General features: G+C 68.4%; 11 protein-coding genes. 7 read left to right on the top strand and 4 right to left on the bottom strand.

Annotated elements, in window-relative coordinates:
• Positions 1–122 precede the first annotated feature (122 nt).
• Entirely contained in the window at positions 123–1169 is a 1047-nt protein-coding gene (locus GBZ26_RS17845) for a rhamnan synthesis F family protein (protein ID WP_174439988.1), read from the bottom strand.
• A 28-nt stretch (positions 1170–1197) separates the two neighbouring features.
• Positions 1198–2997 (bottom strand): class I SAM-dependent methyltransferase, encoded by a 1800-nt coding sequence (locus tag GBZ26_RS17850; RefSeq protein ID WP_174439989.1) that lies wholly within the window; start codon positions 2995–2997, stop codon positions 1198–1200.
• Between the two features lie 88 nt (positions 2998–3085).
• Here GBZ26_RS17850 and GBZ26_RS17855 point away from each other — a divergent pair, with 88 nt between their 5' ends.
• Positions 3086–4693, top strand: coding sequence for a hypothetical protein (locus GBZ26_RS17855; RefSeq protein ID WP_211104813.1), 1608 nt, complete (start codon positions 3086–3088; stop codon positions 4691–4693).
• Between the two features lie 56 nt (positions 4694–4749).
• On the opposite strand, the gene GBZ26_RS17860 is transcribed toward GBZ26_RS17855, so the two are convergent.
• On the bottom strand, positions 4750–5859 hold the full coding sequence (locus GBZ26_RS17860) for a hypothetical protein (RefSeq protein WP_174439990.1): 1110 nt from the start codon (positions 5857–5859) through the stop codon (positions 4750–4752).
• Between the two features lie 90 nt (positions 5860–5949).
• On the bottom strand, positions 5950–7395 hold the full coding sequence (locus GBZ26_RS17865; RefSeq protein ID WP_174439991.1) for a DUF2142 domain-containing protein: 1446 nt from the start codon (positions 7393–7395) through the stop codon (positions 5950–5952).
• Positions 7396–7538: 143 nt separating this feature from the next.
• Between GBZ26_RS17865 and GBZ26_RS17870 the strand changes: the two genes are divergently transcribed.
• The 6 genes from GBZ26_RS17870 to GBZ26_RS17895 all read left to right on the top strand — a co-directional run.
• On the top strand, positions 7539–8540 hold the full coding sequence (locus tag GBZ26_RS17870) for a glycosyltransferase family 2 protein (RefSeq protein WP_174439992.1): 1002 nt from the start codon (positions 7539–7541) through the stop codon (positions 8538–8540).
• Positions 8541–8658: 118 nt separating this feature from the next.
• Positions 8659–9564, top strand: a complete 906-nt coding sequence (cysD, locus tag GBZ26_RS17875; RefSeq protein WP_174439993.1) for a sulfate adenylyltransferase subunit CysD — start codon at positions 8659–8661, stop codon at positions 9562–9564.
• On the top strand, positions 9564–11438 hold the full coding sequence (gene cysC / locus GBZ26_RS17880; RefSeq protein ID WP_174439994.1) for an adenylyl-sulfate kinase: 1875 nt from the start codon (positions 9564–9566) through the stop codon (positions 11436–11438). The genes cysD and cysC overlap by 1 nt, the downstream gene beginning before the upstream one ends.
• A gap of 164 nt (positions 11439–11602) precedes the next feature.
• On the top strand, positions 11603–12562 hold the full coding sequence (locus tag GBZ26_RS17885) for a UDP-glucuronic acid decarboxylase family protein (RefSeq protein ID WP_174439995.1): 960 nt from the start codon (positions 11603–11605) through the stop codon (positions 12560–12562).
• 506 nt (positions 12563–13068) lie between these two features.
• Positions 13069–14007, top strand: coding sequence for a replication protein RepA (locus GBZ26_RS17890; RefSeq protein ID WP_174439996.1), 939 nt, complete (start codon positions 13069–13071; stop codon positions 14005–14007).
• A 106-nt stretch (positions 14008–14113) separates the two neighbouring features.
• A partial coding sequence (locus tag GBZ26_RS17895; protein WP_174439997.1) for a D-glycero-alpha-D-manno-heptose-1,7-bisphosphate 7-phosphatase occupies positions 14114–14653 on the top strand: 540 nt, incomplete at its 3' end.

Raw genomic sequence — 14653 nt, forward strand, 5'->3', positions numbered from 1 at the left:
TGCGCTTGCCCTCAGACGGCGGGCGCGGCCGTCCGGCCGCTTGCCTTCGCAGGCATGAGCCTGCGGGGCCGCCGTCGCGGCCCTTACCGTCGCGCGTAAGTCAGGACTTACGCGCGACGGTATCAGACGCTGCGGTTCTTCAGGGACAATTCAAGATGGCGCAGGATCAGTTCGGTGTCGTAGTCGCTCGACTGCCTCACCACCCGCTCCCAGTAGTTCAGCAGCGGAATGCGTGCCGGATTTTTCTGCAGCAGGTCGCGCTTCAGGAACGGGAAATCCATCTGGGCGATCAGGTAATCCCAGAAGAAATGCGTCCCGTTCAGCGGCACGCCGGCGTTGATCGTCCGGAAGACCTGCTGGATGAAGGACTTGCGCACCGGGTCCATGCCGTCGCCGGCGATGTTGCGCTCCACCACCGCCTCGATCAGGGCGGTCGCCGCCTGACGGTAGGGGAAGGCGGCGCGGCAGCGCATACCGGCGCGGCGCAGCGCACGGGTCAGCCCGATCTCGTATTTGCGGATGATCCAGGTCTTGGACTGGACGTAGCGCAGCCGGTCCCAGAAGGCTCCGAAGGCGGGAGAGGCGAGCGCCGCCTTGTGGAACAGCAGGAAATAACTCTGCAGATGGAAGGAGAACTCCCAGCTGTCCGAGGCGCCCCAGACGTCGGCGTCCTGCGGGTCCATCCGCTCCAGCAGCCCCGCCAGATGGTGCAGCGGGCCGTAGACGCTGTCGTTGGCGAGCAGCAGCATGTCCAACGCGGCCCGGTCCGGAAGGGCGGCGATGCCCTCCTTGTAGGCGCCGAAGTCGTAGCCGACGTTGTCGCGCCGGAGGATGAGGGCGCAGATGTCCCGCAACGGCTCGATCTGGGAGTCGGCCAGCCGCGGGGAATTGCTGGAGAAGACGATGGCGAAGCCCAGCGCGTGGAGCTGGCGCAGGTAATGCCACACGAAATCGTGGACGACGCCCTGCCGGTCGTAATGGACGAACACCACCACGCGGCGCGCCCCGGCGAGCGGCACCCGCCCATCCCAGCGTTCCTGCACGTAACTGTCCTTGCGGAAGGCGCTGATCCAGTAGGAGACGTAGCCGGCAAGGATCTTGCTCTGCACGATCGCCCAGGCGATCACGAAGCGCAGGCGGAAGGGAAGACGGATCAGGGTGCTCAGCATGGGGGCGTTTCCGTCCTCGGGCTTGCGGTCAGGTGGGCAGACGCTGGGTGCGGACCAGAAGCTCCGTCCGCGCCCGCAATTCCGTCGGCACGGACGGCAGACCGGCCTCGGGCTTCAGGAGGCCGCGCAGGGCCTCGCCCGCCTCATCCTTCCTTCCGGCGTTGACCAGCGCCTGCCCCTGGTGGAACAGCGCCGGCCACAGCAGGGCCTGGACGATCGGCGCGGTGGCGCGGTCGGGCAGGTCCAGGCAGGCGCGGTGGGCGCGCCCGAAGAAGGCCGCGGCGCTGCGCGGCGCCTTGCGGTGGTTCAGCGTCAGGATGCCGAGCGCGAAGGCGGTGGAGGCAAGCACGGCGCCGCTCTCCGGCAGGGCGGCTTCCACCGCCCCGGCCAGCCGGTCCGCCGCCCGGTACTGGCCGAGATTGACCAGATCGACGAAGATCTTGCGCTGCGCGTCCTCCAGGATGTCGCCGGGAATGCGCTCGCGCAGCAGCGGGCTTTCGATGGTGCCGAGCGCGGCGGCGCCGTCCGCCGCCCGGTCCGGAGCGTCCCAGGCCAGCACATGCGGGATGTTGGCGCGGGCGCGCCAGGACAGCTCCTCCGTCTCGCCGTCGTCGGCGCCGATGACGTGCAGGGCCGCGCGCATCCGCTCCCCGGCGAGCGCCGCGGCCTCGAACCACAGCGCCGCCAGATCGCGGCGCCCGTCGAGCTGCCAGGCCAGCATGCCGTGGAAATAGAGAATGCCGCACAGGTTGAAGGGCGCCGTCGCGTGGTAGGGCTCGACCCCCTGCGGCACCGGGTCGGCCTTCAGGCGGGCCAGCAGGGCGGCGGGATCGGACAGGTCCAGATGGTCCCAGCGCAGACGCAGCGCCTCCGCCACCTGATCCGCCGCGCCGCGGGCGGCGGCGTAGTCGCCGGCGTGGGTCAGCTCCTTCAGAAGGCGGTAGCGGTAGCCGAGGCCCAGCGGCGACGTCGGGTCCAGCGTCGGGATGCGGGTCTCCAGGTAGGAGCGGTAGAGCCGCCGGTCGTAGGGGCGGTCGAAATCGACCGACAGCGTCCCCGGCGAGGCGGCGGCCAGCAGGGAATGGCCCTGGTCGACCACGCGCACGTCGGCGAAGCCGGCCCGGCGCAGGATCGTCTCCATTCCCTCCTTGCTGAACAGCACGAAGTGATAGCCGGGGCTGAGCAGCGACAGCAGCGTGCCGGGCCGGGTGCCGGCGTGGATCGCCCCGGCGCTCGGGGTGGTCAGCATCAGCGTGCCGCCGGAGGTCAGCACATTCCGCAGCAGCGCGAGCAGGCTGATCGGGTCGAAGACATGCTCGATGACCTCGGAGCAGAAGACAAGGTCATGGGGTTCCCCGGCGTCCTCCGGCTTTTCCAGATAGCTGTGCGCGATGTCCACGCCGAGCGTCTCGCGGCCCTCCTGGGCGCTGAAGCCGGGGTCGAAGCCGCGGACCTGCCAGCCGAACACCGTCCGCGCATAGTCGAGGAGCAGCCCGTAGCCGCAGCCCAGCTCCAGATAGCGCTTCACCTGCGACGGCTCGACCGAGGACAGCACGCGGGCCATGCTGTCGATGCCGGCGTTCTGCTCCAGATAGCAGGCGACCAGCGGGTCGAACACGGCCTCGTAGGGCGGCTGGGTCAGAGTCGGGTAGGCGGCGGTGCCGCAGGCGCTGCACACCACCAGCGACTGGACCGGGTTCGGCGGCCAGGGCGAACGGACCTTCAGGCGCACCGGCTTGGCCGCCGCGTCGCCGCAGGCCGGGCAAACCGCCTGCATCGTCTCGCCGCCGTCTTCCCACGACACGGAATCCCACGAGATCGTATCCATCAGCACCCTGTCCTCGACATGCGGTCTCCGCCGGCAACGTTGCGGGATGACCAGAACAGCAAAAACGAGTGCCGCGCAAGCCTCTCGCGTGAGCCAGGGAACCGCCGCGCTTGCGCCGAAGGCGAACAAGATTCCTTCTTTGTTCCTTTTGAGGTACAATACCGTCATGCGCGCCACCACCCCCAGCTACATCGCCGAGTTCCCGCTGCGCACCAGTGCGGCGAATGAGCGCGTGTTGGCGGTTCGGCTGGAGGCCGCTCGGCACATCTACAACGCCTGCCTCGGCGAAGCGCTGAAGCGCCTCGCTTTGATGCGCCAATCCACGGATTGGCAGGCCGCCCGCGCCCTGCCCAAGAGCACGGCGCGCACGGCGCTGTTCAAGACAACCATCGCCCGTTACAGCTTCACCGCCGCCTCAATCCAAAAGCACGCGGAAGCCTGCCGGGACGCCTGTTGGATTGGCGCGCACCTCGGTTCGCACGACACCCAAACCACCAGCCTGCGCGCTTTCACAGCGGTGCAGAGGCACGCCTTCGGCAAGCGCGGGCGCCCCCGCTTCAAGGGCTGCGGCCGCCTGCACTCGGTCGAGGGCAAGGGCGACGCGGTGATCCGCCTGCGATGGCAGGACGACAAGCCCGTCGTGCTGTGGAGTGGCCTTGTGCTGCCCCTGCTGCGCGATCCCCGCGACCGCGACGGTTGGCAGGAGCAAGCGTTCTCCTGCCGCACCAAGTACGTCCGCGTCCTGCGCCGCTCCGTGCGCGGGCGGACACGCTGGTTCGCGCAACTGGTGCAGGAGGGGCTGGCGCCCCGCAAGGAACGCTGGCCGGTGGGCGAGGGCGTCGTCGGCCTGGACCTCGGCCCCTCCACCATCGCCGCCGTCTCGGAGACAGACGCGATCCTGGAACGGTTCTGTCCCACTGTGGCGGACATGGACCGCATCATCCGCCGCTTGCAACGCGCCATGGACCGGTCCCGCCGCGCCACCAACCCGGACGCTTTCAGCGCGGACGGCACGTACCGCCGGGGCGCGCGGATCAAGGTGCGCTCGCGCCGGTACCACCTCCTGCAGGCCCGCAAGGCCGACCTGGAACGGCGTCTGGCGGCGGAGCGCAAGCGCACCCACGGAGAACTCGCCAACCGGGTGTTGGCACAGGGCAATCTCATCAACACGGAGAAGATCAGTTATCGAAGCTTCCAGAAGGCTTTCGGCCGGAGCGTGAAACGGCGTGCGCCGTCCCTGTTCGTCTCGATACTGAAGCGCAAGGCTGCAAGTGCTGGTGCCTCAGTGATCGAGTTCGTAACGCGGACAACGCGGTTGTCACAGTTCAGCCACGATACGGGCGCGTATGTGAAGAAGCCGCTGTCCCAGCGGTGGCACATGTTCGCCGATGGCAGCCGGGTGCAGCGCGATCTGTACTCGGCATGGCTGGCACGCTTCGTCGACTGGGATCGGCTCGACGCATCCCAGTGCTGCGCGCACTGGGCGGCTGCGGAACCGCTGCTGAGACGGGCGGCGTCGGGCTTCAACCAATCCACGAGCGGGGCCGGCTTTGCCTGTCCCCACGTTCGCCAGGGCGTCGGAGCGGATCGTCCGTCGAAGAGGGCCGGCCGCCGGGCCGAGGCTGCGGATGCTGTAGCGCAAGCGAGAGCCGCAGAGAGGACCGGCCCAGGCACCCCCAGAACCCCCGCGCTATAGCGGGGGCGGTTCGGCTAAGGAAACACTCGGCAAAGCGCAATGCCTTTGATGCCTCGTCAGCCGCGCTGCGGATAATGCCTGGCGCGGTTTTCCGACGTGTCGCGATCGGTCGGCCATGCCACGGCGCCGTCCGGCAGGTCCCGCACCTTGCGCGCCAGCACGAAGGCGCCCCCGAAGGAGGAGACCAGCGGCATCAGGGCCTGGGCCGGCTGGCGTTGGTCGGGATAGATGCGCACGCGGCTGCTCAGCCCCGCGGCGATCACCTCGAACCCCATGGCCGGGCCGAACAGCACCTTCAGCCCTTCGTCGCTGAAGCGCCAGAAGTCGTTCGGCTCCTCGTGCAGGGGCCAGGACTGATGGGTCAGGTGATAGGTCAGGCCGCCCACCCGGAGAGCCCGGTTCACGCCGTAGGCGAACAGCCAGGGCTGGGCCAGATGCTCCATCACCGACAGCGAGAACACCGCCCCGGCGGCCTCTTTCCCGATCAGGTCGTGGATGTAGTGGGCGTCGCCGACCACGTCGACGTTGGGGGCCGCGTGGATGTCCATGCCGATGTAGCGCTCCGCCCCGGCGAAGGCGGCGCGCAGCGGGCTCATCTGCGAACTGACCACGCGGGCGCCGACCTCGGCGACGACCAGCTTTCGCTCGTTCACCGCGCGCTGGAAGTCCTCGAACGCCTGCTCCGCCGCGCCGTGCTCCGGCTTGGGGTCCTGCCAGGCGCTGCCGTCGGTCAGGCAGTAGGGCTTGCGGGTGGCCTCGGGGGAACGGGGAAGCTCGATCGTCTCGACGAAGCGGTCGTCGGCGGTGATCACCTCGAAGGTCACCGGGGAGCCGGCCCGCCAGGGGAGATAGAGCTTGAAGCCGCTCTGCGCGCTGTTGGGGAACTCCGCGTAATGGGGCAGCACATCGGGGCGGGGGGCGAAGCTGGCGATTTCGTAGGCGTCCTCCCCCGCGGCGACGCGCAGGGTGAGGATCCGCCGCTCGTAGGCGTGGATCCAGCCTTCCAGATAGGCGCCGTCGCGGTCGCACCAGAAGACCTCGACGGCGTAGACGAAGGGCTTGCGCGGCGGGGGAGGAGGAGGAGGCGGTTCGATCAGGCCGGTCCGCGTCAGGGCGGTGCGGAGGGTCCTGGCGGCGAGGCGGAGGGCGGAAGGGCGCTGTTCCATGGGACTGTCCTGGAAGGCTCCGCAGGCGGCACCGCCACCGGCGCGTGAGGAAATCGGGCCGCAACAGATAGGCGTTGCGCGCCGCCGCTGTCAATTCACGCCGGCCGCCGCAACCCACAGCCGCCCCCAGGCGGCCAGCACGTCCAGCAGAACCGCGCCGTTCAGCGCCATGCAGGCGGCAAACAGCCCGAGGCGCAGCCCCTGGCGCAGGCCCGTCGGGTTCCAGGGGCCTGCCGCCGCCGCGAGCGCCAGGACGACCAGAACCTGCGCCGGCAGGAAGTAGCGGCCCTGGAGCCCCAGCACCGTCTCGGCCCCGACCGGGGTGAAGCCGACCCAGAAGGCCGCCATGACGAGCAGCACATAGGCTGGAGCCGGCAGCAGGTAGCCCACCGCCAGCACCGGGTCACGGCGGCGGGCGCCGTCGCACAGGGCCAGGGCCGGAAGAAGCCACAGGGCCGCCAGGATCAGGCGGTCGTCGGCGTAGCCGCTCCAGGGCGGGGGATGGCCGCCGTAGCGGCCATAACTGTCGCGCCACCACATGATCGCCCAGTCCCGCGTCGTGGTGGCGAAGATCCGCAGCGTCTCCAGCGGATCGGCGCGCATGGCCGCGATCTGCGCCGCCGGGTCGGCGGCGGTGCCCCAATAGGGGCCGGGGACGAAGGGGTAGGCCATGTTCCAGGACAGCGCGATGCCCACCGCGAGGCCGAGGCAAAGCGCGGTGAGCGCGGCCCGTCCCCGCGTCCCGCCGGCCACCGCGCCCGGCAGGTAGAGCACCGCCGCGGCGAAGGGCGCCATGGTCAGCTTCAGGAAGCCCAGCGCCACCGACAGGGCCACGAGCCCCGCCGCCTCCCATGGCCCGAGCGCCGTGCCGCGGGCGCGGAACCGCCAGACCAGGGCCAGCAGCAAGGCGGGAATCGTCAGATTCAGGGGGTCCGCGCTGAGCGAGCAGGCGCTTTGCAGGGCGAAGGGCGACAGGGCGAGCGCGGTGAAGATCAGCCGCCCGCCGGGCAGCGCCCACAAGATCGCCATCACCATCAGCCCATAGGCCACCGCGTTGCCGATCCGCCCCGCGTGCATCTGGTCGAGCGGACCCAGCCCCCAGGCGCGCGCCGCGGCGGTGAAGGCGGCCTGCGGCAGGTAGGCGAGCGGCGCGAAGCTGGCCGAGCTGGGAAAAGGCACCACCTCGTCCTGCGGGGGCTGGGCGGCGAGTTGATCGGACAGGGCGCGGGCCTGCGCGGCGTCGACCGGAGCGTGCTGCTGGATCAGCACGATGTAGTGGAGCATGTGGACGTAGCTGGCGCGGTCGATCGGCCCGCCCCAGGAGTTGGGACCCAGCTCCTCGGCCAGGAAGCGGCCCTGGGCGATCTGCAACACCCTCTGCCAATGGAACGGCTCGTCCAGACCGGCGTAGGGCGGCGTCTTCACCAGAAGCAGCGCGCTGAACACCACGTAGAAGAGTGCGGCGGCACCATAGAAAAGCGCGGCGGTCGACCGCGGCCCGAAACGGGCCGGCTCATGCCGGAGGAACGTGCGCATGCGACCGGGCATCCTCCCTATTTCCTCCTTCATGCCGGACAGGCGTGACCCCGGACAGGGGGAGCGCGGTAACAGACCACATTCCTCCGAAGGCTGGAACGCCGAATCTTCCCCACGCCCCCGCCCCATGCCATGGTGCCGCCATGAGCACACCGACAACCCCAACGGTCCGCATCGTCACCGTGAACTGGAACGCCGGGGACCTGTTGCGCGCCTGCGCCGCCTCGGTGCCTTCGGCCCTGACCGGCGCCTTCGCGCTGGAGGCGATGGTGGTGGTGGACAACGCCTCCGCCGATGGGTCGGCGGACGGGCTGGAGGCCGACGCCCTGGTTACAGGCGGCGGGCCGCTGACCGTTCTGCGCAACCCGGTGAACCGCGGCTTCGCCGCCGCCTGCAACCAGGGCGCCGCCGGGTCGCGGGCCGACTGGCTGCTATTCCTGAACCCCGACACCCGGCTTTCCGAACGCTCGCTGCCACCGGCGCTCGCCTTCCTAGCGGAGCCCGCGCAGGCGCGCACCGGCGTCCTCGGCATCCGGCTGGTGGACGAGGCGGGGCGGACCCAGCGATCCTGCGCGCGGGTGCCGACACCCGGCCGCATCCTCGCCCAGGCGGTGGGGCTGGACCGGCTGTGGCCCGGACGGTTCCCGCCGCACTTCATGGCGGAGTGGGACCATCTGGACAGCCGCCCCGTCGAACAGGTGATGGGCGCCTTCCTGCTGATCCGCCGTTCCCTGTTCGAGGAGCTGGACGGCTTCGACGAGCGCTTTTTCGTCTATTTCGACGACGTGGACTTGTGCCTGCGCGCGCGCCAAGCGGGCTGGGAGGTGATGCATTTCGCCGGGGCGGAGGCCTTCCACCGCGGCTGCGGCACCACCGACCGGGTGCGCGACCTGCGCCTGTTCTACGCGCTGCGCAGCCGGATACAATTCGCCGCCAAACATTTCACCGCCCCCGCCGCCGCCGTGGTGGCGACGGCGACCCTGACGGTGGAACCGCTGGTCCGGCTGGCCCACGCGCTTGCCTCCCGCTCCCCCGCGGATGCCCGTGCGGTGCTGCGCGGCAGTCTGCTGCTGTGGCGGTCCCTGCCCGGCCTGCTGGCCCCACCGCATCAAAGATATAAAGATATGACAAGCCACAGCCCTTAACATTCATCAAGGTATTTTTTACACTCTAAACGTGCATGTTGGTGTAGCGCTCCACCGAGCGCCGCCGCTCGGCCGCCCGCTCCACCGTATCGACCGGCTTCCCACCCATCTGGATCCCATGGCGAACCTGCCCGACAATCTCAAACGCCTCGAAGCGGAATCCATCGCCATTCTGCGCGAGACCGCCGCCAGCTTCGGCAAGCCGGTGCTGCTCTATTCCATCGGCAAGGACAGCGGCGTGCTGCTGCATCTGGCGCGCAAGGCGTTCCACCCTTCACCGGTGCCCTTCCCGCTGCTGCATGTGGACACCGGCTGGAAGTTCCGGGACATGATCGCCTTCCGCGACGAGACGGTGCGCCGGCTGGAGCTGGAGTTGCTCGTCCATACGAACCAGGACGGCGTGGACCGGGGCATCGACCCGATCCGATCCGGCTCCGCCGTCCACACCCGCGTCATGAAGACCGAGGCGCTGCGCCAGGCGCTGGACCGCTACGGCTTCGACGCGGCGATCGGCGGCGCGCGGCGGGACGAGGAGAAGAGCCGGGCCAAGGAGCGCGTCTTCTCCATCCGCAACGCTGCCCACGCCTGGGACCCGCGGGACCAGCGGCCCGAACTCTGGCGCCTGTGGAACACCCGCATCCAGCCGGGCGAGTCGGTCCGCGCCTTCCCCCTGTCGAACTGGACCGAGTTAGACGTCTGGCGCTACGTGGCGGCGGAATCCATCCCCGTGGTGCCGCTCTATTTCGCGGCGGAGCGTCCGGTGGTGCGCCGTTCCGGGACCCTCATCATGGTGGACGACGGGCGGCTGCCGATGAATCCCGGCGAGGTCCCGGAGATGCGCCGGGTGCGCTTCCGCACGCTGGGCTGCTACCCGCTGAGCGGGGCCATCGAGTCCGATGCTACGACCGTCGAGGACATCATCGCGGAGATGCGGGCCTCAAGGACCTCCGAACGGCAGGGCCGCCTGATCGACGGCGACGAGCCGGCCTCCATGGAGCGCAAGAAGCGGGAAGGGTATTTCTGATGGAAATGGGCACCGGACAGAGCCTGCTTCGCTTCCTCACCTGCGGGTCGGTGGACGACGGCAAATCCACCCTGATCGGACGGCTGCTGCACGACGCCGGGCTGGTCCCCGACGACCAGATGGAGCAGGTGCGGCGCGACAGCCGAGGCCGGACCGACCAGGAGGGGGAGATCGACTTCTCCCTGCTGGTGGACGGGCTGGAGGCCGAGCGCGAGCAGGGCATCACGATCGACGTGGCGCACCGCTACTTCGCCACCGCGCGGCGCAGCTTCATCGTCGCCGACGCGCCGGGGCACGAGCAGTACACCCGCAACATGGCCACCGCCGCCTCGGGCGCGTCGCTCGCCGTGCTGCTGGTCGACGCGCGCAAGGGCCTGCTGACCCAGACGCGGCGGCACGCCATCGTCGCCTCCCTGATGGGCATCCGCCACGTCGTTCTGGCGGTGAACAAGATGGATCTGGTGGATGGCGCCGAGACCGTCTTCACCGCCATCCGGGAGAAGTTCACGACCTTTGCCGGCCCCCTGAAGTTCCTGTCGATGACGGCGGTCCCACTGTCGGCGCGGCGCGGCGACAACGTCGTCCACCGCTCCGCGGCCATGCCCTGGTACCAAGGTCCCGCCCTGTTGGAGCACCTGGAAACCGTCGCCGTGGAAGATGGTTCGGCGGAGGGCGGCACGGAGAACGCGCCGCTGCGCTTCCAGGTGGAGTGGATCAACCGCCCCGAACCGGACTTCCGCGGCTTGTCCGGAACGGTCCTGTCGGGCCGGCTGGAGACCGGCGGCGCCGTCACGGTGTGGCCGTCGGGGCGCTCCGCCCGGATCGCCCGGATCGTGACCTTCGACGGCGACGTGGAACGGGCACGGGCCGGCGACGCGGTGACCGTGACTCTGGAGGAGGCGGTGGACGCCGGGCGCGGCGACCTGCTGAGCGGGCCGGACGGCGGGCCGGAAGTGGCCGACCAGTTCGCCGCGCATCTTCTGTGGATGACGGAGGAGCCGCTGATCCCCGGCCGCTCCTACCTGCTGCGTGCGGGCGCGCGGTGGGTTCCGGCAACCGTCACCACGCTGCGCCACACGATGAACGTGGAGACGCTGGAGCATGGCGCCGCCACGGTGCTGGAGATGAACGCGGTCGGGCTGTGCAACCTGTCCACGGCGGCGCCGATCGCCTTCGATGCCTACGAGGCTAACCGCCACACCGGCTCCTTCATCCTGGTGGACCGCTTCTCCAACCGGACCGTGGGTGCCGGGATGATCCTGCATCCCCTGCGCCGCGCCGCCAACCTGCACCGGCAGGAGCTGGCGGTGTCCACGAAGGAGCGCGCGGCGGTCAAGCAGCAGCGCCCGGCGGTCCTATGGTTCACCGGCCTGTCGGGGGCCGGCAAGTCCACCATCGCCAACCGGGTGGAACGGCGTCTGCACACGCTCGGCCACCACACGATGATGCTGGACGGTGACAATGTCCGGCTGGGGCTGAACCGTGATCTGGGCTTCACCGACGCCGACCGGGTGGAGAACATCCGGCGGGTGGGCGAGGTGGCGAAGCTGATGACGGAGGCCGGGCTGATCGTGCTGTGCGCCTTCATCGCCCCCTTCCGGGCGGAACGGGAGGCCGTGCGCGCCCTGCTGCCCGACGGCGCCTTCCTGGAGATCTTTGTGGACACGCCGCTGGAGGAGTGTATGCGGCGCGATCCGAAGGGCCTGTACGCCAAGGCGCGGGACGGGGCCTTGCGCAACTTCACCGGTGTGGACTCGCCCTACGAGGAGCCGGATGCGCCGGAGTTGCGGCTGAAGACCGCGGAGGCGGACGTCGACGCGCTCGCCGAACGGGTGGTGGAAGCCCTGCAGCTGAGGGGCATCGCAGGGACGTGACCCCAGGGCGCACCTGGAAAGCCGGCCCGCGCCGCGGGCCGGCGCGGCATAATCGCTTGCCAAATCCCCGCGGTTGCGGCCATCTGCACACGCAATCCCCATAAGAGGCTTCCGATCGCCGATGGCGCCGATCGGTCGGCCACATTGATTCCCAGAGAGACTCCATGACCGGAATCCGCAGCTACAATCGGCGCGTCCTGGTGACCGGCGGCGCCGGCTTCCTCGGTTCCCACCTGTGCGAGCGGCTGATCGCGCGCGGCGACGAGGTGATCTGCCTCGACAACTACTTCACCGGGTCGCGGCAGAACATCGCCCATCTGATCGGCCATCCGAACTTCGAGACGATCCGCCACGACGTCACCTTCCCGCTCTACATCGAGGTCGACCAGATCTACAACCTCGCCTGCCCGGCCTCCCCCGTGCACTACCAGCACGACCCGGTGCAGACCACCAAGACCAGCGTCCACGGCGCCATCAACATGCTCGGCCTGGCCAAGCGCCTCAACGCCCGCATCCTCCAGGCCTCCACCAGCGAGGTCTACGGCGACCCCAGCGTCCACCCCCAGCCCGAGGAGTACTGGGGCAACGTCAACCCCATCGGCCCGCGCTCCTGCTATGACGAGGGCAAGCGCTGCGCCGAGACCCTGTTCTTCGACTACCACCGCCAGCACGCCCTGCCCATCAAGGTCATGCGCATCTTCAACACCTACGGACCGCGCATGCACCCCAACGACGGGCGCGTCGTCTCCAACTTCATCATGCAGGCCCTCAAGGGCGAGCCCATCACCATCTACGGCGAGGGCCTGCAGACCCGCTCCTTCTGCTACGTCGACGACCTCATCGAGGGCATGATGCGCCTCATGGACTCCCCGCCCGAGGTCACGGGACCCATCAACATCGGAAACCCCGGTGAGTTCACCATGCTCGAACTCGCCGAGATGGTCGTCGCACTCACCGGATCGCAATCCGTCATCGAGCATCGCCCCCTCCCACAGGACGATCCAAAGCAGCGCCGTCCCGACATCGCCAAGGCCAAGGCCATCCTCGACTGGCAGCCGACAATCCCCCTCCGCGACGGCCTCGAACGCACAATCCACTATTTCCGCAGCCGCTTCTGCGCCTGACGAAGCCTGCAAAGGGCAAGGACCGGTCCATGAAAAGGGGAGGGTGCCCAGCGGCGCCCTCCCCTTTTCCGTTCCTTCCCTCCGTCGGGCGCCGGCTGCCGGAGGGAAGGGATCATTTGGAGTCTTGTCGCGCCCCCTCCCCCGACTCCGGTCCGCCATCCGACCTGCGAAGGGGGCCGGAACCGTCTTCACGAACCCGTTTCACCGAGTCGCACAACGAATCGCATTCACAAACGAATCGGAAACGTAGAACTGGAGTTTTGTCGCGTCCACCCAAGCTTCCACAGGACGAACGAGTTATCCCCTGGAGTGTTGTCGCGGGATTCCTGGACTCTTGTCGCGCGACTCGCGATTCTCTACTGGAGTCTTGTCGCTCAAACTAATAGGTGAATCTAGTAACCTTACAAATAGTCTGCGCGACAAGATTCCAAATTGCGGCTGTCAACCCGTCGTGATATGGATCGGGTCATAAATGAACCTGGAACAAACGGCGAGAACAGTGCGCTATGGGCCAGTTGCATCGCCTGATCAGCCAAGTGGGGCGCGAACAGGCCAAAGCACTCCAGACCGATCCTGATCAGCGCTCGCTGGTTGACATCGCTGCCGCGGTTCTGGAGGAGGAGCGCCAGGACCTTGGCATTACCTATTCAGGTTTTGCCCTGACAGCACTTCCCCACCGCCGGCTTCCCGATGATCAACCGTGGGAACGGCGCGGTCATCGGATTCGTCTGCTGATCGAGCCCGGTCGTCTGCCGGTAAGAGGCGGTGGCTTCAAGCTCTACGGCGTTCCATATGGCAGCCGTGCGCGCATGATCCTGCTTTACCTCCAGACCCGCGCGTTGCAAACCGACAGCCGGGAGGTCGAACTCGGACGCAGCATGCACGACTGGCTGGACCGCATGGGCCTGTCGGTGGGCGGCCAGACCTACCGCGATATCCGTGAACAGGCGTCACGCATCGCCGCCTGCAACCTGACCTTCGCCTGGGAAGACGCGAACAGCCTCGGCTTCGAGAAGGATTCGATCGTCAAGGGCGGCATTCATTTCTCGTCGGAACACAATTCCCCGCAAGGCACGCTGTGGGAAGACCGCGTCCTCCTCTCGGAAGCCTTCTTCCGGGAACTGAAAGCGCATCCGGTGCCGATCTGGGAACCGGCGCTGCGGCACATCCAGAACAACAGCACCAGCATCGACATCTACATCTGGCTGGCTTACCGGCTGCACAGCCTGAACAAGTCCACGACGATCACTTGGCCGGCGGTCTTCGAACAGTTCGGCGCGGGTTACTCCCGACTGCGCGACTTCCGGAAACGCTTCATCGAGGCCCTGCAATTGGCGCTCGCCGTCTATCCCGAAGCGAAGGTCGACGTGGAAGACCACGGGCTGCTTCTGCACCCCTCCCCTCCCCCGATTCCGGAACGGAAGATGGCCCAGCTCATGCGCTGAGGACCGTCACCGGCGGCGGTCCGGGGGACGCGACAAGACTCCAAACTCCGCCGCCGGCTTCGATCGCGACAACACTCCAGATCACCCGCGTCATCAGGAGACTTCATTGGCTCACCGGGCCCTGCTGCTCGACCGCGATGGGGTGGTAAACGTCGATTATGGCTATGTCGGCGACCGCAGCCGCTTCACCTTCATGGACGGCATCTTCCCGCTGGCGCGGCACGCCATGGACCGTGGCTTTCGCATCGCCGTCATCACCAACCAGTCGGGAATCGCCCGAGGCTACTTCAGCGAAAACGCCTTCCTGGAACTGACCGGCTGGATGCGGACGGTCTTCCAGGCACAGGGCGTGGACTTGGCCGGGGTTTTCCATTGCCCCTACCACCGCGGTGGAACGGTCGAACGCTATGCACGGGACAGTTTCTGGCGCAAGCCGAACCCCGGCATGATCCTGGACGCGGCGCGGCGGCTGGATCTGGATTTGGCCCGCTCGGTCTTCCTGGGCGACCAGCCGACCGACATGGAGGCGGCGCGCGCGGCGGGCGTGGAGCGGCGCGTTCTGCTGTCGTCGGGCAACCCGACCACCGAACCGGCCGCAGCGACGTCGGTGATCCGCCGTCTTGAGGACATGATCCCCACCCTGCGC

The organism is Azospirillum formosense (assembly GCF_013340925.1).
Taxonomy (GTDB): Bacteria; Pseudomonadota; Alphaproteobacteria; order Azospirillales; family Azospirillaceae; genus Azospirillum; species Azospirillum formosense.

What these genes read in the sequence shown, in the direction of transcription:
- GBZ26_RS17870 (WP_174439992.1), top strand. Translation starts at nt 7,539, where the DNA reads ATGAGCACACCGACAACCCCAACGGTCCGCATCGTCACCGTGAACTGG.
- GBZ26_RS17890 (WP_174439996.1), top strand. Translation starts at nt 13,069, where the DNA reads ATGGGCCAGTTGCATCGCCTGATCAGCCAAGTGGGGCGCGAACAGGCC.
- cysD (WP_174439993.1), top strand. Translation starts at nt 8,659, where the DNA reads ATGGCGAACCTGCCCGACAATCTCAAACGCCTCGAAGCGGAATCCATC.
- GBZ26_RS17865 (WP_174439991.1), bottom strand. Translation starts at nt 7,395, where the DNA reads ATGCGCACGTTCCTCCGGCATGAGCCGGCCCGTTTCGGGCCGCGGTCG.
- GBZ26_RS17860 (WP_174439990.1), bottom strand. Translation starts at nt 5,859, where the DNA reads ATGGAACAGCGCCCTTCCGCCCTCCGCCTCGCCGCCAGGACCCTCCGC.
- cysC (WP_174439994.1), top strand. Translation starts at nt 9,564, where the DNA reads ATGGAAATGGGCACCGGACAGAGCCTGCTTCGCTTCCTCACCTGCGGG.
- GBZ26_RS17845 (WP_174439988.1), bottom strand. Translation starts at nt 1,169, where the DNA reads ATGCTGAGCACCCTGATCCGTCTTCCCTTCCGCCTGCGCTTCGTGATC.
- GBZ26_RS17850 (WP_174439989.1), bottom strand. Translation starts at nt 2,997, where the DNA reads ATGGATACGATCTCGTGGGATTCCGTGTCGTGGGAAGACGGCGGCGAG.
- GBZ26_RS17885 (WP_174439995.1), top strand. Translation starts at nt 11,603, where the DNA reads ATGACCGGAATCCGCAGCTACAATCGGCGCGTCCTGGTGACCGGCGGC.